At 43.6% G+C, this 22,440-nt stretch carries 16 protein-coding genes; 13 read left to right on the plus strand and 3 right to left on the minus strand.

Annotation, left to right across the window (positions count from 1 at the left end):
- The first annotated feature begins 8 nt into the window (after positions 1-8).
- From LT679_RS16270 to LT679_RS16330, 13 genes are all read left to right on the plus strand, one after another.
- On the plus strand, positions 9-1,010 hold the full coding sequence (locus tag LT679_RS16270) for a glycosyltransferase family 4 protein (RefSeq protein WP_232178727.1): 1,002 nt from the start codon (positions 9-11) through the stop codon (positions 1,008-1,010).
- Positions 976-2,265 carry a glycosyltransferase gene (locus tag LT679_RS16275; RefSeq protein WP_232178728.1) on the plus strand — a complete coding sequence of 430 codons (1,290 nt, stop codon included), beginning with the start codon at positions 976-978 and terminating at the stop codon, positions 2,263-2,265. Before LT679_RS16270 ends, LT679_RS16275 begins: the two co-directional genes overlap by 35 nt.
- Positions 2,266-2,270: 5 nt before the next feature.
- Positions 2,271-2,852 (plus strand): D-glycero-alpha-D-manno-heptose-1,7-bisphosphate 7-phosphatase, encoded by a 582-nt coding sequence (locus LT679_RS16280; RefSeq protein ID WP_232178729.1) that lies wholly within the window; start codon positions 2,271-2,273, stop codon positions 2,850-2,852.
- Between the two features lie 13 nt (positions 2,853-2,865).
- Positions 2,866-3,963 carry a glycosyltransferase family 9 protein gene (locus tag LT679_RS16285; protein WP_232178730.1) on the plus strand — a complete coding sequence of 366 codons (1,098 nt, stop codon included), beginning with the start codon at positions 2,866-2,868 and terminating at the stop codon, positions 3,961-3,963.
- A gap of 378 nt (positions 3,964-4,341) precedes the next feature.
- The gene (locus tag LT679_RS16290; protein WP_232178731.1) at positions 4,342-4,899 is read left to right on the plus strand and encodes a Crp/Fnr family transcriptional regulator; all 558 of its coding nucleotides are present in this window, start codon (positions 4,342-4,344) and stop codon (positions 4,897-4,899) included.
- Positions 4,900-5,072: 173 nt separating this feature from the next.
- Positions 5,073-5,462, plus strand: a complete 390-nt coding sequence (locus tag LT679_RS16295) for a RidA family protein (protein WP_232178732.1) — start codon at positions 5,073-5,075, stop codon at positions 5,460-5,462.
- A gap of 901 nt (positions 5,463-6,363) precedes the next feature.
- Positions 6,364-6,933, plus strand: coding sequence for an RNA polymerase sigma factor (locus tag LT679_RS16300; protein WP_232178733.1), 570 nt, complete (start codon positions 6,364-6,366; stop codon positions 6,931-6,933).
- 113 nt (positions 6,934-7,046) lie between these two features.
- Positions 7,047-8,030 carry a FecR family protein gene (locus LT679_RS16305; protein ID WP_232178734.1) on the plus strand — a complete coding sequence of 328 codons (984 nt, stop codon included), beginning with the start codon at positions 7,047-7,049 and terminating at the stop codon, positions 8,028-8,030.
- Positions 8,031-8,292: 262 nt separating this feature from the next.
- Positions 8,293-11,523 carry a SusC/RagA family TonB-linked outer membrane protein gene (locus LT679_RS16310; protein ID WP_232178735.1) on the plus strand — a complete coding sequence of 1,077 codons (3,231 nt, stop codon included), beginning with the start codon at positions 8,293-8,295 and terminating at the stop codon, positions 11,521-11,523.
- 11 nt (positions 11,524-11,534) lie between these two features.
- On the plus strand, positions 11,535-12,941 hold the full coding sequence (locus LT679_RS16315; protein WP_232178736.1) for a RagB/SusD family nutrient uptake outer membrane protein: 1,407 nt from the start codon (positions 11,535-11,537) through the stop codon (positions 12,939-12,941).
- Positions 12,942-12,972: 31 nt separating this feature from the next.
- The gene (locus LT679_RS16320) at positions 12,973-13,911 is read left to right on the plus strand and encodes an ABC transporter ATP-binding protein (protein WP_232178737.1); all 939 of its coding nucleotides are present in this window, start codon (positions 12,973-12,975) and stop codon (positions 13,909-13,911) included.
- The gene (locus tag LT679_RS16325) at positions 13,908-16,196 is read left to right on the plus strand and encodes a Gldg family protein (RefSeq protein WP_232178738.1); all 2,289 of its coding nucleotides are present in this window, start codon (positions 13,908-13,910) and stop codon (positions 16,194-16,196) included. Before LT679_RS16320 ends, LT679_RS16325 begins: the two co-directional genes overlap by 4 nt.
- A gap of 2 nt (positions 16,197-16,198) precedes the next feature.
- Positions 16,199-18,991: a M16 family metallopeptidase gene (locus LT679_RS16330; protein WP_232178739.1), complete on the plus strand. Its 2,793-nt coding sequence runs from the start codon at positions 16,199-16,201 to the stop codon at positions 18,989-18,991.
- A 409-nt stretch (positions 18,992-19,400) separates the two neighbouring features.
- On the opposite strand, the gene LT679_RS16335 is transcribed toward LT679_RS16330, so the two are convergent.
- From LT679_RS16335 to LT679_RS16345, 3 genes are read right to left on the minus strand one after another with little or no spacing between them, the layout of a single operon-like run.
- A complete protein-coding gene (locus tag LT679_RS16335; RefSeq protein ID WP_232178740.1) occupies positions 19,401-19,739 on the minus strand; it encodes a manganese catalase family protein in 339 nt (112 codons plus the stop codon).
- 36 nt (positions 19,740-19,775) lie between these two features.
- Positions 19,776-21,320, minus strand: coding sequence for an FAD-dependent oxidoreductase (locus LT679_RS16340; protein WP_232178741.1), 1,545 nt, complete (start codon positions 21,318-21,320; stop codon positions 19,776-19,778).
- 45 nt (positions 21,321-21,365) lie between these two features.
- A complete protein-coding gene (locus tag LT679_RS16345; protein ID WP_232178742.1) occupies positions 21,366-22,418 on the minus strand; it encodes a zinc-dependent alcohol dehydrogenase in 1,053 nt (350 codons plus the stop codon).
- Between the last annotated feature and the right edge of the window lie 22 nt (positions 22,419-22,440).

The raw sequence follows: 22,440 nt of genomic DNA on the forward strand, positions 1-22,440 counted from the left end.
CACTACTGATGAAAATATTCACGTGGCATATACACGGTAGTTACCTCTTTTACCTTTCACAGGGTAACTATACCATCTATATACCTACAAAAGCCGAGAAAACAGAGGGCTATTACGGCCGTGGCGAGACGTTTCCGTTTGGTGATAATGTAATTGAAATACCAGCCGAAGACGTTAAGCAGCATGAGTTTGATTGCATTGTTTATCAAACCAATAATAATTACCTGGTTGACCAGTACGAGATATTGAGCGAGGAGCAACGCAACCTGCCCAAAATATACATAGAGCATGATCCGCCGCGTAAGCACCCTACAGACACGAAGCATGTTGTTGACGATCCGGATGTAACGCTGGTTCACGTTACTCATTTCAATAAACTGATGTGGGATAGCAATAACACCCCCACCCGTGTTATTGAACATGGTGTTACCGCACCCAACGTAAATTACGCTGGTGATATAGCCAAGGGCATAGTTGTTATCAATAACCTGCCTGCCCGTGGCCGTTTGCTGGGTTTTGATATTTTTAAGGAAGTAAAGCAACACATACCGCTCGACCTGGTAGGAATGGGCACCGGCGAGTACGGCTTAGGCGAGGTACTGCATCCGCAATTGCCAGCTTTTCAAAGCCAATACCGTTTCTTTTTTAACCCTATACGCTACACCAGTCTTGGCCTCGCCATTTGCGAAGCCATGATGATGGGTATACCCGTTGTTGGGTTAGCTACTACAGAGCTATCGGCCGTAATTGAAAACGGCCACTCAGGATACATACATACCGATATCGGTTACCTGATCGATAAAATGAATTTATTAATTGCCGATGCTGAACACGCCCGCGAGATAGGTAAAAACGGACAGGAAGTTGCCCGCAAGCGCTTTAACATAACCCGTTTTGCTAACTACTGGGAATTACTATTTGCCGAGGTTACCAATAAACACACCCACCGCAATGCGGTGAACAACACCACAGCCTATGGAATTTCAGCAGAAAAAAATAGCGTTTATTAGTGAGCACGCATCGCCGCTTGCATCATTAGGCGGTGTTGATACAGGCGGACAAAATGTTTACGTTGCTCAGCTCGCCAGGCACCTGGCATCAATGGGTTACCTCGTCGATGTTTTTACACGCAGAGAAAACGCTCTAATCCCCGAAGTGGTTGAACTAACCCGCGGAGTTAGAGTAATTCATGTAACCGCTGGTCCGGCTAAGGTTATTATAAAGGAGAATATTCTACCTTTTATGGATGAATTTAAGGACAACATGATTGCCTTTATTATCAACCAGCAGGTAGATTATAATTTTGTCCATGCTAACTTTTTCATGTCGGCCCTGGTAGCTATGGGCATAAAAAAAGAACTGAACATACCTTTTGTAGTTACTTTTCATGCGCTGGGCCATGTGCGCAGAATTCATCAAGCCGAAAAGGACAAATTTCCGGTGGAGCGTTTAATTATTGAGGAACGCGCGGTTATGGAAGCAGACCGGATTATCGCGGAATGCCCGCAGGATATGGACGACCTGATCAACTATTACCATGCCCCTGCCGATAAGATCAGTATTGTGCCTTGTGGATTCAGCTCCAAGGAGTTTTACCCAATTGATAAAGAATGCGCACGGCGCATAGTCGGCTTGCCTCAGCAGGAATTTTTATTGCTGCAGTTAGGCCGTATGGTGCCACGCAAAGGCATTGATAATGTAATTCAGGCACTGCCGCATATCCGCTCATCTCAAAAACCTGTTAAACTGGTTGTTGTAGGTGGCGAAGCCGATGTACTTGATGAGGAACATTGCCCTGAGTTTGCCCGGCTGTTAAACCTGTGCCGTGAGAATGGCGTTGAAGCCTCGGTGATATTTACCGGCCGCAAAAACCGTGATCAACTGAAATACTACTATTCGGCTGCAGATGTTTTTATTACCACGCCCTGGTACGAGCCTTTTGGCATCACCCCGCTTGAGGCAATGGCCTGCGGAACACCGGTGATTGGCGCAAATGTTGGCGGCATTAAATATAGCGTGGCTAACGGCGAAACCGGTTGGCTTGTGGCTCCGCAAAACCCGGTAGAACTCGCCAACAAAGTCAACCAACTTATAAGCAACGAAGCTTTATTAAATGACGCTGGCGACAAAGCCATCCGTAGGGTTAACGAGCAATTTACCTGGGCTGAAGTAGCCGGTCAGATGCATCAGCTTTATAGCAAACTGATGCCTCGCCTTAAAAAGCAAGCTATGGTGGTAACAGAAAGCAAACACAGGGCAGCCTAAAGCAAATGAATAAAGCTGTTTTTTTAGATAAGGACGGTACACTGATACCCGACATCCCCTACAATGTGGACCCTCAACTAATCACGCTACAAGCGGATAGCGTTGCCGGTCTAAAAAAATTGCAGGATGCCGGGTATCTGCTTATCATTATTTCCAATCAATCAGGCGTTGCCAGGGGATTATTTGAGGAAGATAAACTTACGGGTGTTGAACAACGATTAAAAGATCTCCTGTCAGCTCACCTTATTAATCTTAACGGCTTTTACTATTGCCCTCACCATCCGGATGGTACATTAAACGGTTACAACTTAGATTGCGACTGCCGCAAACCAGCGCCCGGCATGCTATTAGCCGCGGCGATTGACCATAATATCGACATCAAGCAATCATGGATGATAGGCGACATATTGAATGATGTAGAGGCAGGAAAAAGGGCAGGTTGTAAAGCTGTATTGATTGATAACGGCAACGAAACAGAATGGCTAACCGGGTCAATGAGACACCCGGATTTTAGCTGCCCAAATATTGACGAAGCGGCACAAAAAATACTAAGCTATAATGGTGACGAACGATTGGCAAAACTGTAAAAACATACTTTGTATGCGGCCCGATAATATGGGCGACCTGATTATGTCTGGACCTGCCATCCGAGCGCTGAAGGAAACTTTCGGGGCGCGAATAACAATACTCACCTCTTCATTGGCTAAACCAATTGTTAAAAACATGCCGGAGATAGATGAGGCTATCATTTATGACCTACCATGGGTAAAAACAGCGAAAAAAACGGATCCTGATCAATTTCAGGCGATAATAGATGTTATTAAACAAGGACATTTCGACGCTGCGGTGCTGTTTACGGTTTACAGCCAAAACCCACTACCTACTGCTATGCTGGCTTACCTGGCCGGCATTCCGCGCATATTGGCTTATTGCCGTGAAAACCCATATGGGCTAATTAGTGACTGGGTGCCGGATAAAGAGCCCTATGAGTTGATCAAGCACCAGGTAAAACGTGATCTCGATCTGGTGGCTAACGTTGGCGCCACTGTAGGCAGTGAGGATATGCAGTTGAAAACCAACGATAACCTTTGGCCTATTGTTGAGGCCAAACTTACAGCCATAGGAGTAGATATAAACCAGCCATGGTTAATTATGCACGCGGGTGTAAGCGAAACAAAACGCCGGTATCCCGAAAAAAAATGGGCCACCGCGGCAAAATTTATTCTAAAAAAAAATAAGTATCAGGTACTTTTTACAGGCTCCTCAAGCGAACTGAGCCTAACAGATAAATTACAAGAGATGACCGGAGCAGGTAGCTTTTCAATTGCCGGTTTATTTAATATAGACGAGTTTATTTGCCTGGTTAAACATACCCGGCTAATGATAAGTGTTAACACCGGAGCAGCGCATATTGCCGCGGCCTGCCAAACGCCCTTGGTTGTATTATACGCGCAGACCAATCCTCAGCATACACCATGGAATGTTCTAAATATAGTTTTACCGTATGCAGTACCTTTACATCAGCGAAGCAAAAATGAGATAATTGCTTACGTAAACCAAACTGTTTACGGCAAACCGATACAAATGCCGGAAGCGGATGATATAGTTAAAGCAGTTGATGATTTATTACAAACGATAAAAATCACTTCAGTGCCGACCGGCACATCAAATTCAACAGTTAAAAGTTCCTCCTGTTAGAACACGATAATGATATATTTAGGCTGAGTTGAGAGGTATCATCTTCAGAAACCCAACATTCTTAGCGAGAAGGGCAGTCTGATAAAAGAAAAATACGTCTCTCTATCGAGCTTCATTTCCGGGATCAGATCAACCTGCTGTTTGTTCAGATCGCCGAACTCCAAAATGCAACTGACGAACGCTTCCTTAGTTCAATTTAGGATTTATGCCCAACGTCTTACTTAGGAATGATTACCAGCCTCTTGTAAAGTTAGCAACCGTGATGAAACCTGGAACTTTTACTTTCCTATCTCTTAACTGTGAACCGCTGGCAGCATTTATTGCCGCAGGGCTTTAAAGTGAATAGTTTATATTAGCCTCACAGAACCTGTGAGAACCATGCATCAAAAACTAAGAGTTCATTTAGAAAAAATAGTAAAGCTTGAAGATGATGAATTTGAATTTATATTCAGTCATTTTATTGAAAAGCAATACAAGAAGCATCAATTTTTGATACAGGAAGGCGATCCTGTCAAATATCACTATTTTATAATGTCCGGCCTGCTGAAATTGGTTTATATGGACGAAAATGCCAGAGAGCATATAGTCTCTTTCGCCATGGAAGACTGGTGGGAAAGCGATTTTATGGCGTATTATACACAATCGCCTTCGACCATGTCCCTAATCTGCCTGGAAGACACCGAGGTTCTCTGTCTTACCCTCGAGAATTACCGAAAGCTTTGCGACAGTTCACCTAAAATGCAAAGGTTCTTTCTGGAGAAAGCAAACTTCGGCTTTCTAGGTGCGCAGCGACGCATCATTTCCTTGCTGACCTCCAGCGCTAAGGATCGTTATGAGCAATTGCTCAAACTTTATCCTGTGCTTATGCAGCGAGTGCCTAAAAGCCAGCTTGCCGCCTACCTCGGCGTATCGCGGGAGACCCTGAGCCGGTTTTAACCGGTGTGATATACCTCACTGCATATTCGTGACTTACATCACCGCCTGATTCAGAGGGTTATACTGAATTTTGTATTATCAACATGATGCATAAATGAACAAGATAACATTAATGATCAACCTGATGGCTGCATTTTTAGGAGCAATAAGGGCGCAAAATATAAAACACGAAAATGGAAAAGAGAATCATCAATCCCTGGGAATGGCAGGATAAACGCAGTTACGCACAAGCCGTTGAAGCAAAAAATGCAGAAAGCACGCTATATATTTCCGGCCAAACGGCCATTAGCGACGATGGAATATCGAGTGACGAGGGTATGGCAACACAGCTGACCAAAGCCCTGCAGAACTTGGAAACGGTAATCAGCAAGGCTGGTTACAAACCGGAAGGCATCGTACGCCTGAACATCTATACCACATCCACTGCAGAACTTTGGCCTAATTTCAATATCTTTCAGGATTGGGCGGCCAGAAATCATGTAAAGCAGGCGCTTACCTTACTGGAAGTCAAAAGCCTGTTTGAAACCTTAAAAGTCGAGCTTGAAGCAACAGTGGTAAAGTAACTCACAAAACGCATAAAACCCATTCTCTGGAATGGGTTTTATTATGCTTTAAATAACAAATCAGTGCGTTCAGAGTTTAATGAGGATGGTACTGTGTATGCCAATCTTACTATAAACAAGATTATTACATATTTTGATTTGCACATTTACTAAAGCGAGGACATTTGGATAGTGTATAGTCAAAAGACCTTATCATTTTATTCTGGAAATCTTTTTTTTAAATAGTTCCAGCATTAGATTCTTCATTAAAGAAATCCTCCCAATAACCCGAATAACTCATCAATTCCGGTACTAACTCAAAACTACCGTCATTATAAGGTCTAAAAACGAAATCACTTGCATAAACACCTCAAACAGGTTTTGGTCGTATAGCCCTGCTATTCCATTAGTATCTAAAATTCGGAGTCTAATACTATAAAATAATGGATTCTGATTTAATATACAATCGATACTTATCAATGTATAACATTCAGCTTTTTCAAACCAGAATAATTTACATCTTCTCCTGCATACTTTACTACCGTACTTTATTCCTTAGCTTTTGAAGTTTTTCAGGCTCATAATATATTGAGCTAAATTTCGACTTATAATCCCAATCATAAAAAATATTATTCAACGTATTTACTATAGTAGAAATGTACATCTATCCCACTCGAACTACCTGTCAAATAACTCAATTTATTCCAATCCGATATATCCCCCCTTTTCCAATACCTTTTATAAATCGATTAATTTGTTAACTCTTTGTATTACTTTGCGTGACTATTTGCCCAAGAAAAAGCTCATTATTTCCGTCACTAAGTGAGAATTGGTATATATAACAATTATTTTTTCGGGAAACATATCTCCTTTTATAAGCCATAATGAGTTTTTTTATTAAATTAGTTTTTTGCCGCTCTAAATGAATTTGATTACCCATAAGACTGACGAAGAATTAGTTGATCTCATTAGGAACGAGAATTTAGAGGCTTTTAATGAAATCTACAATCGCTATTGGAAGATTTTACTGGCCAAGTCTGTCAATCGTTTAAAAAGCAAAGAAGACGCTGAAGAGGTTATCCAGGAGTTGTTCGTAAACTTATGGCGCAGGCGAGCACGCCTGCAATTACGATTTACCTTTCGAACCTATATTCATGCAGCTCTCAAATATGAAATTCTGAATCATCTTACAAAAAGAAATATATTAAAAAGCGACTTGGCGATAGAAGACCCTGATTTTTCCCGCTTCTTAATTGCTGACGAAAATTTTTTTTCGATAGAAATAAAAGAATTGCAACTTCAGATAGATACTGAAATCAATAAATTGCCGGAAAAATGCCGACTAATATTCAAAATGAGCCGAAACGATGGCATGACAGCGAAAGACATTGCTGATAAATTAGATATTTCTGCCAGAACTGTCGAAACTCAAATAGGCAGAGCCTTAAAAATCTTACGAAAGTCCCTAAGCTCCTATATTTTCTTCCTATAATTCTCGTGTTCTTTGCAATTTTCCAAGGATAAATCAAAAATGTAGAAATTATTTTACATGCACGTACGTATTAAGGCCGTTTTAACCCGCTATTAGGTAAAGGTTAATCAATAATGGCAGTTACTGAACGAATAAGGCTTTTAATTTTAAGATGGCGCAAGGGTCAACTAACTCCCGAAGAAAGAAAGGAGTTAGACAGCTGGTATGACCGTGATTTACCTGAAAACTTACTAATTGACGAAAACACTACAGAAGACTCATATCGTCAAGCTTTACTTACTAAAATCCATGCACAGATCGGAGAGCGCAATATTTCATCAAAAAGCTACTCTAAAATTTGGTTACGTGCGGCAGCTATACTGCTTCTTGCTGCTTCCGCAGTTCTTATAATATTCAGATATAGTGGTGTTACCAATCACAGCATGCCATTGCTCACAGTGAATGGGAATACCACCTTGGTCAAAAGATTGGTATTACCGGATAGCAGCATAATTTGGTTAAAAGGTAATAGTACGATCTCCTTTCCACAAAAATTTGATAGAAGAAATAGGCTGGTTACGCTTCATGGTGAGGCCTTATTTGAAGTAAGTCATCACAGCAAATGGCCGTTCAAAATCAGATCAGGTAATTTTACTACCACCGTGTTGGGTACCAGTTTTAATATACGTACTGGTGAAAATGATGATGACTACAATATAGATGTATTGACCGGCCGCGTACAAGTGGTACGATCCAGGCAAGGTAAGGATGATGACATTTATTATGTTAAAGCCAACGAAGTTTTTAAAGCCGCTGAAATGAAAGTTGAAACGGTACCTACTGAAGAAAAAAAAATACAGCGGGCGCTGCTGACAGCCGGAACGACTTACGATATGGACTTCGACAAGGTTCCATTTGAAGCCATTATGCACCAATTCGCTTCAAAATTTGACATGGAGTTTGAGGGTTACACCGGCGAATATAAAGCCTGCACTATAACGGCCGACTTAACCGGACTACCGATGGAGAAAGCCCTAAAAATTCTTTGCCTGTCAATTAATGCAACTTATAAAATAACCGGAAATAAAATCAAACTAACAGGAGGAGGCTGTTTTTAATGAATTGATTTTTCCCTATTAAATAAAAAAGCGAAGATGCTCGCAACACCTTCGCCCAGTGGTTTTAAATTTCTTATTACTCAAAAATTAAACCTATCAAATGTATAAAAAATATTTGACTTGCATTTTTCATGTCCCAAGCGGACGACCTCGCAAAACTGTAACAAATGCGTTAAAATCAGCATTTGTGACCAGCAATTTGAAAACAACAAGGCTTTTACAGATTTGTTTCACGGTATTTATTCTGCTTTCGCATTTCAATGTGTCCGCCCAATCTGTTGCGGCAAAAGAAATTTCTGTTTCATTTAATAACGTTAGCGTTGAGCAAGCGATAAAACTTATTGAAGAGCGCGCTAAACTTAAGTTTGTTTATAATGACAATCTTATAGATAAAAAGATAATCGTTAATCAGCGTTATGACAGCCAGCCACTTTCAATAGTACTAAACGGATTATGTGCCCGGGCTAAACTCACTTATCAAATAGTTGATGACCAATATATCATACTCCGCCCTAATACTCAACCGGAGGCGATTGAAACCGACAATGCAAAAAACATCGCTCCCGGCTACGTACAAGGAGGCAAAGTTATCGACGAAACTGGCGCTCCGCTGCCAGGTGTGTCAATCCGTTTAAGCAATGCTTCAAACACAGCACAAACAGACAGAAATGGTTATTTTAATATCGGCATACCAAGCGGCAACCAAATACTGATCTTAACTTACATCGGGTACAAGAAAATAGAAAAAGCACCTGCCCGGGACCAGGAGCTGACTATTGCCATGGAACCCGATCCGGGCAAACTGGACGAGGTAAAAATTATTGGTTACGGTACTGCAACCCGCAGAACCAGCACCGGCTCGCAAGTGGAGATTGGCGCAAAGGAATTGATGAATACGCCGGCCACTAACCCTGCTGCAGCTTTACAAGGCCGTGTACCGGGCGTATATATAACGCAGGCCAATGGTTTACCCGGCAGCCCCATGACGTTTACTATCCGGGGCACCAACTCTATTGCGGGCCGTAACAACCCACTGTTTATAGTAGACGGTGTGCCTTATCTTGCTGACGCAATAAATGCACAGGCAGGCACACAGCTTAATGCGGCCAATGGATCAACAAGTCCGCTAAACAGTATTAACCCTGCTGATATAGAAACCATTTCGATATTAAAAGATGCCGATGCCACGGCCATCTATGGTTCAAGGGGTGCAAACGGTGTTGTACTGATTACCACCAAAAAAGGCAAAGCCGGCCAAACACGGGTTGATGGGTTGGTAAAGCATGGCGTATCCGAAGTAACGCATTTTGTTAAAACGCTTAGTACACCAGAGTATCTCGCGCTAAGGCGCCGCGGTTATGAAAACACCGGGATAGATCCGGCCGATGACCAGGCTTTTGACCTTACCCAATGGGATCAGAACGCTAATACCAATTTTCAGAAATTACTAATTGGCAACAAAGCGCAAATGACAGATGCTACACTTGCATTGAGCGGTGGCGACGCATCCACCAATTTCAGGTTCAGCGGTACTCATCATCGTGAGGGCAACGTATTTATAGGCGACCAGGGATTTGTAAGGAGCGCGGCTAACTTTAACCTGGGGCACAAAAGCTTCGAGGATAAATTTGAATTCAACCTTTCGGCAATTTACAGTACGGACAGGAACAACGTTTCGGTATTAGACCAAACTAATGCCGCTTACAACCTCCCTCCTAACTACCCGCTATACAATCCTGACGGATCTTTATACTGGAGTGGTGTAAGCTTTGGTATACCGGCTAACCCATTAGGTCAGTTAAACGAGCTGCAGGATAACAAATCGAGCAACCTGATCAGCAACATGTCATTAAGCTATCACTTCCCAAAGAATATCACTTTCAAGACATCACTGGGCTACAGCCGTTCAGATATGAACCAAAAAAGGTTAACACCTATGTCGTCAATGGATCCGGGGGTGCCCTGGAACAATTCAAGGAGCATATTTGCTTACAACCTTACCGACAATTATATTATAGAACCGCAGTTAACTTATAATACAACTATCAGTAAAGGACAGTTGAATGTGCTGCTAGGAGCTACCTGGCAATTTCAAAACTCGAGGCAGCCTTTTTATACCATGGCCAATGACTTTGCTTCAGACGCTTTCTTGGAGGATCTGTCATCCGCGGCTACAGTTAGTACCAGCAGCGGATCAAGCCAGTATAAATACGCTTCTATATTCGGCCGTATAAATTACGATTGGGAAAAGAAATACATTATTAACCTGAATTTCAGGCGTGACGGATCATCCAGGTTTGGTTTGAATAACCGCTACGGAAACTTTGGCTCAGTAGGTGCTGCGTGGGTATTCAGCGAAGAAAATTTCACCAAAGGTTTGTCCGTCTTAAGCTTTGGTAAACTACGTGGCAGCTACGGTATATTGGGTAGCGATCAGATTGGCGACTACCAGTACCTGGATTCCTACGCCTCAACATCATACATTTACAATGGTGTACCCGGATTGGTGCCTACCCGTATTGCCAACAATGATTACCGTTGGGAGCAAACGCGCAAATTCGAAGCTGCAATTGACTTAGGTTTTCTGAAAGACAGGATATCAGTAAGCGCTGCGTACTACCGCAATGTAACCGGTAACCAGTTAGTAGCTTTCCCGCTTTCTATACAAACCGGCTTTTACAGCTACCAGGCCAATATGCCTGCCAGGGTTGAAAATAAAGGCTGGGAGTTCACCTTATCAACGCAAAATATCAAAACAAAAGCGTTTCAATGGAATACCGGTTTCAACCTTTCTGTTAACCGTAACAAATTACTGTCGTTCCCTGATATTGAGAAAACAGCTTACTATTCAAGGTACGTTGTCGGCCGCCCGCTTACCAGTTTCTACCTGTTCCGTTACACCGGCTTTAATGCGCAAACCGGCCTTCCCGGTTTTGAAGACATCAATGGCAATGGCAGTATTAACTTCGGGTTGGCTGAAACCGGTCGTGGCGACCGTTACTACGCGGGTTCTTCACAACCTACTTACTACGGCGGTTTAACAAACACGGTATCATACAAAGGCTTTACACTCGACTTTTTGGTGCAGTTTGTAAAACAAAGAGGCTATTCAATCCTGTCACAATCGTTCTATCCTCCCGGCTTTATGTATAACTCAGCAGCAGGCCCTATGCTGGCTTATGTAAACGCCGGACAGCCATCGCAACCGCAGGTTACCAGCACTTATGACGATGCTTATGATGCCTACTCCAATTACACAGCCTCTGATGCTATTTTACAGGACGCTTCGTTCATCCGCTTTAAGAACGTGAGCTTATCATACGATTTTAAAAGTGAATGGATTAAGAAGGCAAAGCTGCAAAATCTCCGAATACAGGTACAGGCACAAAACCTGTTCACCATAACCAACTATGTGGGGTTCGATCCCGAATCACAGGGCGTAAGTGTACCTCCGCTACGTACCATCGTAGGTGCAATTCAATTCACTTTTTAATAACGGTATTTATGACACTAACGAATAACATAAAAACATCAATCATAGTTGCGTTGCTATCGTTAACATCCTGCCAAAAAGTGCTGGATATTGACGCACCTGTAAACGAGCGTCCATCAGGCGTGGTGTTTAGCAGCGACGAAAACGCAAAAGCAGCACTTTCAGGCGCATACAGTCGGCTGGGTGCTACGCAAACCTACGGTACTAACTTAACGCTCATTACCGGATTGGCGGCGGATGAACTTACAACCTCCTCTCCTGCTGTTAGATTTGTACAATTACAAAATAACACCTACGATGCAATAAACAACGGTTACATTCGCGACGCCTGGGATGAATCGTATTCAAGCCTGTACCGCTTCAACGCAATTATTGCAGGCCTGAGCGGTGCAAATGGTGTAACGCCCGCCACTGCTCAGCAAATGCTGGGGGAAGCTAAAGCCATGCGCGCTTATATTTTAATGCATTTAGTGGAGTTGTACGGTGATGTGCCCCTGATACTGACAACTAACGTACAGGAAACAGCAAACTTACCCAGAACGCCGGCAGCTCAGGTTTGGCAACAGATTATCACCGATCTGACGGAAGCAAAAGCAGCATTAGCTGACGCTTATGTCACTAATAACGGCTCGGCACAACGTATGCAGGTGAACAAAAGCGGCGCGGCTGCATTGCTGGCAAAAGCATACCTGGCAACCGGACAGTATGAACTGGCCGTTAGCAACGCGAGCGAAGTGATCGGCAATACCACGCTTTACGGTTTACTACCGGGCACGCAATTGGGCGATATTTTCCTGGCCAATTCGCGTGAGGCGATACTTCAATTCGGGTCCGCGTTTGATGAAACCACAGGTTACGCCGGCGAAGGTGGGCTTTTTATACCCAGTTCTTTCACTTTCGCCATGAACTTTTCTCTTGCGGACGGCTTGTTGAATGCTTTTGAAGATAATGACAGGCGCCGTACGGCATGGGTGAGATCATATACACTAAATAATGTGACTACTAATCAGCCATTTAAATATCAGAATGTTGACCAGGATGCTTCAACTGCATCAGGCAGGGTTGAATCAACAATGGCCATCAGGCTGGCTGAGATTTACCTGGTGCGTGCCGAAGCCAATGCGCGTTTATCAAACGCCGGGCAAACTGTGGCCGATCTGAATGCATTGCGCACCCGTGCCGGGTTGAACCCGCTGCCAACAACCGTTAATTTATTGAACGCTGTTGCGCAGGAACGCCGGGTGGAAATGTTTTGCGAGCGAGGCGACCGCTGGTTTACACTTAAACGCACCGGTACCGTAAACCAGGTAATTGGCGCGTTAAAACCTACCTGGAAAAATACAGCGCAAGTGTTTCCGCTTCCACAATCAGCTATTGACGCTAACCCTAATCTTGTTCAAAACCCGGGTTACAGATAGACCCATATCCAAGTAGAAAACTATCGAAATAATGACAGAAAATATTATGAAAATTACCGGGCTCTCGCACCGGTACGGGGCCTCATGGGCTATCCGCGACATCAACTTTGAGATCAGCCAGCATGGCGTTCTGGGATTGCTGGGCTCAAACGGGGCTGGCAAATCAACCACCATGAACATTATGTGTGGTGTACTGAACCAGACGGAAGGTGTTGTTGAAGTTGGCGGGCACTCCATGCAAACTGACTCCATAGCCGCCAAAAAGCTGATCGGCTTTTTGCCGCAGAACGCCCCCCTATATCTTGACCTAACCGTTAAAGAATACCTGACGCACTGCGCACATCTGCGCCTGATACCCCCACGCCAGGTAACATCCGCAGTTTACAAAGCAATGAGTAAATGCGGTGTTACCCATTTTGCGAACCGCCTGATAGCTAATCTATCAGGCGGCTATCGCCAGCGCGTAGGTATTGCACAAGCCATTATACATGAGCCGCGGTTGGTGGTCCTTGATGAACCAACCAATGGCCTCGACCCTAACCAGATTTTAGAAGTACGCAAACTGATTAAGGAAATTGGTGAGGAAAAAGCCGTCATCTTTTCATCGCACATACTGCCCGAAGTGCAAGCCACCTGCAGTCATATCAAGATGATTGAGAACGGCCGTATGGTTTTTGCCGACAGTATGGATGCCTTCAACAATTACATTGTGCCCGACAGCCTGATCGTAAACCTGAAAAACGCGCCTGGTATTGAACTGCTTGAACGTATTGAAGGAGTTACCAAAGTAGAGGCATTGAGCGACGACCGCTTCCGCATTCATTTTTCAAACGGGCAGGAACTCGCTGAAAGATTGATTGCCATGAGTGTTACACACAATTGGCGCATGCAGGAGATCAGCTTTGAAAAAAGCTCGCTCGACCAAATTTTCGCACAACTATCTCAAAAACCTACAAGCGCTACCGCATGAAAAATATTTTAAGAATTGCCCGTATTGAATTAAGCCAGCTATTTCTTTCGCCCGTGGCATGGATCGTTCTGCTGGTGTTCCTGGTACAATCAGGATGGGAGTACATGTCCACGCTCGAGCGGTTCGAGCAGGGCCAGCAGATGGGCCAGTCGATGGACGATATTACTAACGTCGTTTTCGCAGGCTTCAGGAGCCTGTATCCAAGTATGAAGGATTATCTGTATCTGTACATCCCTCTGCTTACCATGGGCCTCATCAGTCGTGAAACACATAGCGGCTCCATCAAATTACTTTACTCTTCACCAATCCGCGTGCTCGATATTGTATTGGGCAAGTATATGGCTATAGCCACTTACTGTCTGCTGCTGATGAGTGTACTGCTGGGTTTGGGTGTAATATCGCTATTCACTATTCAGAATGTTGACTTTACGTTTATACTTTCCGGGCTTATTGGCTTATATCTGTTGGTATGTGCTTACGCTGCAATTGGACTCTTTATGTCGAGCCTCACCTCTTACCAGGTAGTAGCGGCTATCAGTACGCTGGTTGTGTTGGCTATACTTAACTTTATAGGTGGCTTATGGCAAAATGTGAACTTTGTAAGGGATATCACCTACTTCCTGTCCATCTCCGGCCGTACCGAAGAAGCGATAAACGGGCTGCTGGCTTCTAATGACATACTTTACTTCATCATCGTTATTTCGGTTTTCCTGGGGCTTACCTTGCTAAAGCTTCAGTTTGAAAGGCGTACCCTGGCATTGTCTACCAAAATTTTTAGTTACACGGGCTTTATCGCCGTAATGTTGCTTCTGGGCTATTTGAGTTCGCTGCCGCAGTTCACCGTTTATAAGGACATGACGGCCAATAATCGGCGTACGCTTACTGAGCCGAGCAGGAAAGTTGTTGATGCATTTAAAGAACCGATAGAGATCACCACTTACGTAAACCTGCTTGATGAAAATAATTATTTCGGGATGCCAATGTTTCAAAATCAGGATAAAAAGGTGTTTGATCTGTATTCGCGGTTTATGCCTTACACGCGCCTTAAATATGTTCTATTTTGGGCAGATGCAGGAAACGAGCGTCTGTATAAAGAGAATCCGGGGCTTAGCCACGAACAGATTGCACGTAAGCTGTCTAAAATAAATGAGCTTGACTTTAATACCATTTTAAGGCCGGAGCAGATTAACAAAATAATTGACCTAAAGCCGGAACGATACCGTTCGGTAAGAGTGATCAAGTATTTAAACAAAACCTCACACCTCCGGATATATGACGATTTTTTTCGCCAGCCATCAGAAAAAGAGATAACAGCTGCTTTAAAACGCCTTGTTGTGAAGCCTCCAATTGTAGGATTTGCGCAGGCACACAAAGAACGCAGTATTCTTAAATCCGGAGACAAGGATTACAAGGTATCAACCAATGAAATAACGTTTCGCTACTCCCTCATCAATCAAGGCTTTGATGTAAAACAGATTTCACTTACCGAGCCTGCCTTGAATACCAAAGCAGACATATTGGTTATAGCCGATCCGGTTTCGGCGTACAGCGCTGGCGAACTTGCAAACCTGAAAGCGTTTATTGACGCAGGCGGCAATTTGATGATAGCCGCGGAACCCGGATCAGGTTCGAGCACTAATCCTGTTCTGAATTTGGTAAATATTAAATTGGAAGATGGATCGCTTGTTCAGGAAAGCAGCAATTTTGAACCCTCGTTTGTGCTAAGCGGGGTAGCCTTAAAAAACTGGACGAGTTTGGTTGGGCGCAGCAGCTTTACAAAGCTGGATAGTCCGTTTGTTACTACGCCTGGTGCAGCAGCATTAAGCCTTGTTCCGGGAGGAGACTTCGATGCGGAGCCGGTGCTGGTAACTCAGGCGTCTAACACCTGGCAGATAGCGCAGATAGCACCCGACAAAACCACTGAAATAAAAGACACCCGAAGCAACGATCAGAAAAGATCATTCCCGGTATCGTATGCTTTAAAAAGGCGCCAAAACGGCCGCGAGCAGCGCATTTTGGTAGTAGGCGATGCAGATTTTATGAGCAATGCCGAATTGATGCGTCAATCGCCACGCTCGGTTAACTTTTCTTTTGTAACAGAGCTGTTCGGATGGTTTAGCAACGGGGTGTTCCCGATAGACGTCTCGCGCCCGCAATCAACTGACACGGTTATCATGACAGATAGTAAGCAGCTTACCATCATACGCTGGTGCTGGATAGGTCTTTTACCGGTGCTGATCATCATCTCCGTTTCAAGCCTGCTTATTATCAGAAAAAGAAGATAACGATGAAAACATATATCAAAAGCTTGTTGATGGGCATTGCTATGCTGCCATCAACTCAATTGTTCGCACAGGACAAATTAATACCCAATGACCCGAGTGTTATTCAGGGAACGCTAAGCAATGGATTTCGTTATTATATCAAACGTAACCTGCAGCCTGCCGGTCGCGCTACGTTATACCTGGTAACCAAGGCCGGTTCCATCCTGGAAAAAGAAAACGAACGTGGCCTTGCTCACTTTATTGAGCACATGAATTTTAACGGAACAAAACATTTTCCGAAGAATGAGCTCATTAGCTACCTGGAACGCGCCGGTGTACGTTTTGGCGCCGACCTGAATGCCTATACCGCTTATAACGAAACCGTTTACCAGCTACCAATACCGACGGATGATAAACAGCTTTGGAAAAATGGCTTGCTGATTATGCACGATTGGGCCAATGGCGCCACTATTAGCGAGCAGGATTTTAATAGTGAGCGGGGTATTATACTGGAAGAAAAGAGAATGCGGAACAGCGTTAACCAAAAGCTTCAGGATAAATATAACAGTCGGCTGTTTAATCATTCGCACTATGCTGACCGCGCCCCTATCGGTACGGAAAATGTGATCCGTAATGCCAACGTAACCATCGCCCGCAATTTTTACAAACGCTGGTACCGGCCCGATCTGCAGGCGCTGGTTGTGGCGGGCGACATTGACCCCAAACAGGTTGAAAGGGAGATAAAGACTTTGTTTGCTGATCTGCGTAACCCCAAGCCAATGGCAACACGCGGCAACTATGCGATCAAGCTACAGGACTCATCGACATTTATAAAACTTAGTGACCCGGAATATGGGCGTTATACTGTTGAGTGGTATTACAAATTTTTGCGCTGGCCTGTAAAAACCGAAACGCAGTTCAAGAATAGGCTTATACAAAGCCTTGCAAGCAGGCTTATATCAGCCCGTTTCAGAGAGATTGCCGATCGCGAAAAACCTGCCTATCTGAGTGGTACCGGGGGCATTGGTAGCGTTGTTGAAAATTTAAATGCGCTGCAACTACAATTAGTGCTTAACCCGGAAAGAATTGATGCCGGAATAAGATCATTTCTGCTGGAAGTTGAACGCATTCGCCGCTTTGGTTTTACAAACGAAGAACTTGAACGCATAAAAGACCAGGTAATATTAGCGGCAAATAACCGCTTAACTGAGCAAGACAAAATAAACTCAACAGAACTGGCCGATGATTATCTTGATCATTTTACCAAAGGCGACAATTATCCATCCCTCGAGTTGCAACATGCCTTAACAATAAGTTCGCTAAAAAAAATTACCGCAAGGGATATTAATAAACAGCTAAACAGTTTGTTTGCTTCAAAAGACCGCGCTGTTATTGTATTAGGCCCAACATCCGGCTTAAATAAATTACCCGGCGAGCAACAATTACAGGCATGGGAAAAAGAAGCAGCAACGGCGGCAGATATTAAACCCTATCAATCCGCGGCCATTGCAAAAAGCCTGATGACGGCGTTACCGTCGCCAGGCAAAATCATTGCGGAAAGCGGGCCTGATAATGCCGGTGTAACTAAATGGACGCTGTCCAACGGTGCCGTTGTGTACTTCAAACCCACAAAATTTAAAAACGACGAAATATTATTTTCAGCATTCCGCAGCGGCGGTTCCGCGGCATTCAGCCTTGACGATAGCTATTCCGTTAAGAACGCTACGGCTTTTATAACAAGCAGTGGTGTTGACAAATTCAGCGCAAGCCAGTTGGCACAATTACTCAACGATAAGGATATGCAAGTGAGGCCTTATATATCTGATCGTTATGAGGGATTCAGGGGCATAAGTTCACAGAAGGATCTTTCGGCAGCGCTGTCACTTACCCATCTTTACATGACTCGGCCACGGTTAGACACCGCCACTTTTTCGCGGATCATAGAGCAATCAAGGGCAGCCTTCCGCAACCGGGTGGCTGATCCGTCGCGCGATTTAACAGATACAATAACGTATGTGTTATCCAATTATCATCCGCGCCGTAAACCTATGGCACTTGCTGATTTTGATAAGATTGATTCGGCTAAGATACTTGCATCATTCAGGGAGCGGTTTTCAAACGCTGCCGAATTTAAATTCATTTTTACCGGCAACTTAAATGCGGACACGCTCAGGAAATTAGTTACCACCTACATTGGCAGTTTGCCTGCAAATAAACCACTGGCACCGGCGGCCGACCTGAATATACGGGTACCTGAAGGGCTTATACGTAAAGACCTGAAAGGCGGAAACGACAAGAAAGCTTCGGTACAATTGGTTATCAGCAACAAATTTACCTATAACGCCAAAAATGTACTTTACCTTGATTTATTGCGTGCTGCTTTGGAATTCCGTTTACTTGGCAGGTTACGTGAGAAAGAGGGTGGAATATACTCGCCTAGGGTAATGGTTAGCCCGGTAAAACGACCGGTAAATTTTTATGCTTTCACCATTGCATTTGAGTGTGACCCTGAACGTATGGAAGGCCTGATTCAAGCTACTCGCGAGGAAATTGATAATCTCGCTAAGTCGGGCGTAACGGCTGACGAATTGCAGAAATTCATTGCCGAAGAAACACGCTCGTACGAGTTAAATATAAAAAATAACGCCTATTGGCAACAGTACATACAGCAACAGCTCATGGATGATGAGCCGGTTACTGACCTTTTAAATTATAAAGAAGACCTGCAAAAGCTAAATATAAGCGAAAGCCGGTCTGCCGCGACTGAATGTCTTTCACGTAAAAATGAAATACTGTTCACCCAAAGCCCAAAGTAACTTCATTCGTTCTGATTAGTTAATAGGATCTACACCGGCGGTATGAAGGCCGCCGGTGTTTCGTGAAATAAGCAGTTTTAACGTACGTTTTGTAGCAAAACGACCAGCATAAAATGAGGAATAGTATATGGTATCATACTTTTCAAGAAATTGATTAATATATTATGAAACCTTATGCAAAATAAAATGTGCTCTTGACCCCACATTTTTTACGAACGGCTACGAGTGTTCCCTGAGTGTGTTTCCAACATACCCCTTTCTCAGTAAGCCTCTCTTTTAAAGAATAGGAACCACCTGTTCTACAAAGACAGTTAAGAGCTCCAGTCCAGAATCAGGCACTACGCTGAATCTTTTTCAGTTCATACCTCAAACCATAGTTAGAATTTATCTGCAATCTGCTCAGGTGTAACTAAAAAATGCGATGGTAATTGATTGGCCTATGGGCCAATATGTCCGTAATTGAAAAAACTTTCGAGGCTAAATCATATGCGTATTTTGATCGCATATCATTGTAACTGGAATGTGTAAACTTAAGCCTGGCGGCTAAGCCAGATGACAACACATGCCGCGGATCGACGCCACCCAATATGCTGCTTACTATCTGACTTTCGCCCGCAACTTTATCTTTCAGCTCTTGAGTAGCCCCTTCAAGATTAAGTGCCACGGCTGTGCTCAGCATTTCAATGTGCGATATTTCTTCAGTACCGGTATCCACTAAGGTTAAACAGCTTTCATCGAAAAAAATCATTTAATAGCGGTGTGATTAATCTGTTATTAGTAGTAATTATTGCTTATTAAAAAATGATTGAAGTGGTTGCCGGGCAGGACCGGTAATTACCGCACCATTAATATCATAACGGGCACCGTGGCAAGGGCAATCCCAACTTTTTTCAGCGGCATTCCAGTTTACAAAGCATTTCATATGTGTGCATACCGGACTCAGTGCATGCACTATACCTTGTTCATCTTTATAAGCGGCAATTTTTTCATCATTATATTCTATAACCTGGCCGGTACCCGGCTGCAATTCGCTTAACGATTCTATTTCTTCTAATCCAAACCGGTCAGCTACAAAGTGGTAAGCCACATCTGCGTTTTCTTTCACAAACTCGGTAAATCCATCCACCGGCTTTAAGCGTTTAGTGCTCATTAAGTCAGCCAACTGGTTTTCTTTACCTAACACCAAATCAGCCAGTATATCTCCGCTGATACTACCCAGCATCATACCGTTACCGTTGTAACCTGTAGCGCACCAAATACCATCGGGTTGCATAGGTACTTGCCCTACATACGGCAATCCGTCGGCCGGTACATAGTATTGTGATGACCATCTGTATTTGACTTCCTGTATCTTAAAATATTTATTTACATAATCTTCGAGATCAGCTAACACAGCCTCCGGATCTTCATGACCGGTTTTATGATCATTACCACCAACTAACAATAATTTTTCACCATCTATAATATGCGACCTGAAGTAGTGATATGGCTCCTGTAAATCATAAACTAAAGCATCCGGACAATCCTGATCGCTCTCAAGCTTCGCGGCTATAACATAGCTACGGTATGGCGCGCAGCGCATGTTGAACACATTAATTCCCGGTGGCATGTGCGTAGCATATATAACATTTTCAGTCTGAACAGTTGCCTCGTTTAACTTAACGGTATGCAAGCCATCTTTGCTTTCAATATTATCTATAAAGGTATTGGTGAGTATTACACCGCCTGCCTTAACATATTCATTTGCCAGGGCAGTTAGATATTTAAGCGGATGAAATTGCGCCTGCCCGGGAAACTCAGCGGCTTTTAAATAAGATACAGGGATAGGCACATTTTGTGTGTATCTAACTGGTACGCGTACTTGCTGCGCGCCATCGACAACATCATCCAGTGCTTTTATCTGTTGTTCATCTTCGGCATATAAATACCCTGGCTTTTCTTCATAATCACAGTCAATATTATAGTTGGATACGTTGGTTTTAATAATTTGAAAACCACCATTCACCGCATCAGCAAATAATTGGGCACCGCTTTCACCAAATGCTTGTTTCGCTTCAGTATAAGTGGTATCAGCGAACGTGTTAATGTGCGCGCTGGTACCGCCGGTTGTACCGTAACCTATGTTATATGCTTCGGCTATTAGTGTTTTTTTGCCTGCCTGCTGCAACTTTAACGCAGCTGTTAACCCGGTAATGCCTGCGCCAATTATAAGGCAATCATATATAACCGCCTCACTTAAATTTATATTATCGGTAGGGGCAGCATTTAACTTTTGCCATGGACTCGCTTGGTAACCATCTCTGCTAAAAGGTTCTTTTAGAATTTGCATATCTTCAATATTTATTAATCCTAATATTACGTATTGTATAGATTATTAAACCTGCAAGGCCACAAACACGGCACCGCTGTTTTCTTTATCCTGCGCTGTTTCAAAAGCCTGGTTAATATCATCAAGCTTAAATGTGTGCGTTATCATTTTTTTGACGTTGATTTTGCCCTTAGCCAGCAAATCAAGGCATAGCTTCATTTCTGAGTGTATATCCCAAAAAGCATAGCTGGCGCTTGGTATAATTTTTATTTCGGCCATTTGGATATGTTGCCAGGGCAATGGTATAGCTATATCGCCCGCATCAAATCCACCAACTACTACCACCTTGCCACTTACCCGTACATAGGAAATTGCCTGCGGTAATGTTTGAGGCATTGATGGGCCACCTGCACACTCAAAAACAATGTCAGCCCCTTTACCATCAGTAAAACCCATTATTTTTTTGTGCGCGTCTCCTGTTTTAGAATTGATCACCAAATCTGCTCCCAACTCCTGCGCTATTTTGAGTGACGAGTCAACCACATCCACAATGGCAACATCAGCACCGCTTAGTTTGGCAAGTTGCAGTTGCGCAAGCCCTATAGGGCCCGCTCCTATTATAACCACCGTATCATTTACCTTAATGCCGCTTAACTGTATAGCGTGCATGGATACCGAAAAGGTATCCAACACCGCTGCCTCCTCAAAACTTACATGGTCGGGTAGTAAATGCATCTTTTCTGCCGGCCCTATCAGGTATTCAGCAAAGGATCGTGATAACGTCTTGGTTCTTACGGCGTACAAGTTTGGGCACACGTTATATTGCTGCACCCTGCACCAATCGCAGGTACCGTCACCCAATAAAGTTTCAACAACTACACGGTCGCCGGGCTTCACACTCGTAACTTTGCTGCCTACTTCAACCACTTCTCCGGCAAGTTCATGCCCCATTACTTCGTGGCGAAACTCGGGCTCATCCTTTTTCCAATGCCGCAAATCGGTACCACAAATGCCTGTCACCTTTATTTTAACCAAAACCCATTCAGGGTGAGGAATTTCAGGCGTATTTATTTCTTCTACGTCAAATTTTCCTTCTCTATTTTTTAAGGCTGCTTTCATTAAATATTATGAGTGTACTTAT

The sequence above is a fragment of the Mucilaginibacter roseus genome, from assembly GCF_021215455.1.
Lineage (GTDB): Bacteria > Bacteroidota > Bacteroidia > Sphingobacteriales > Sphingobacteriaceae > Mucilaginibacter > Mucilaginibacter roseus.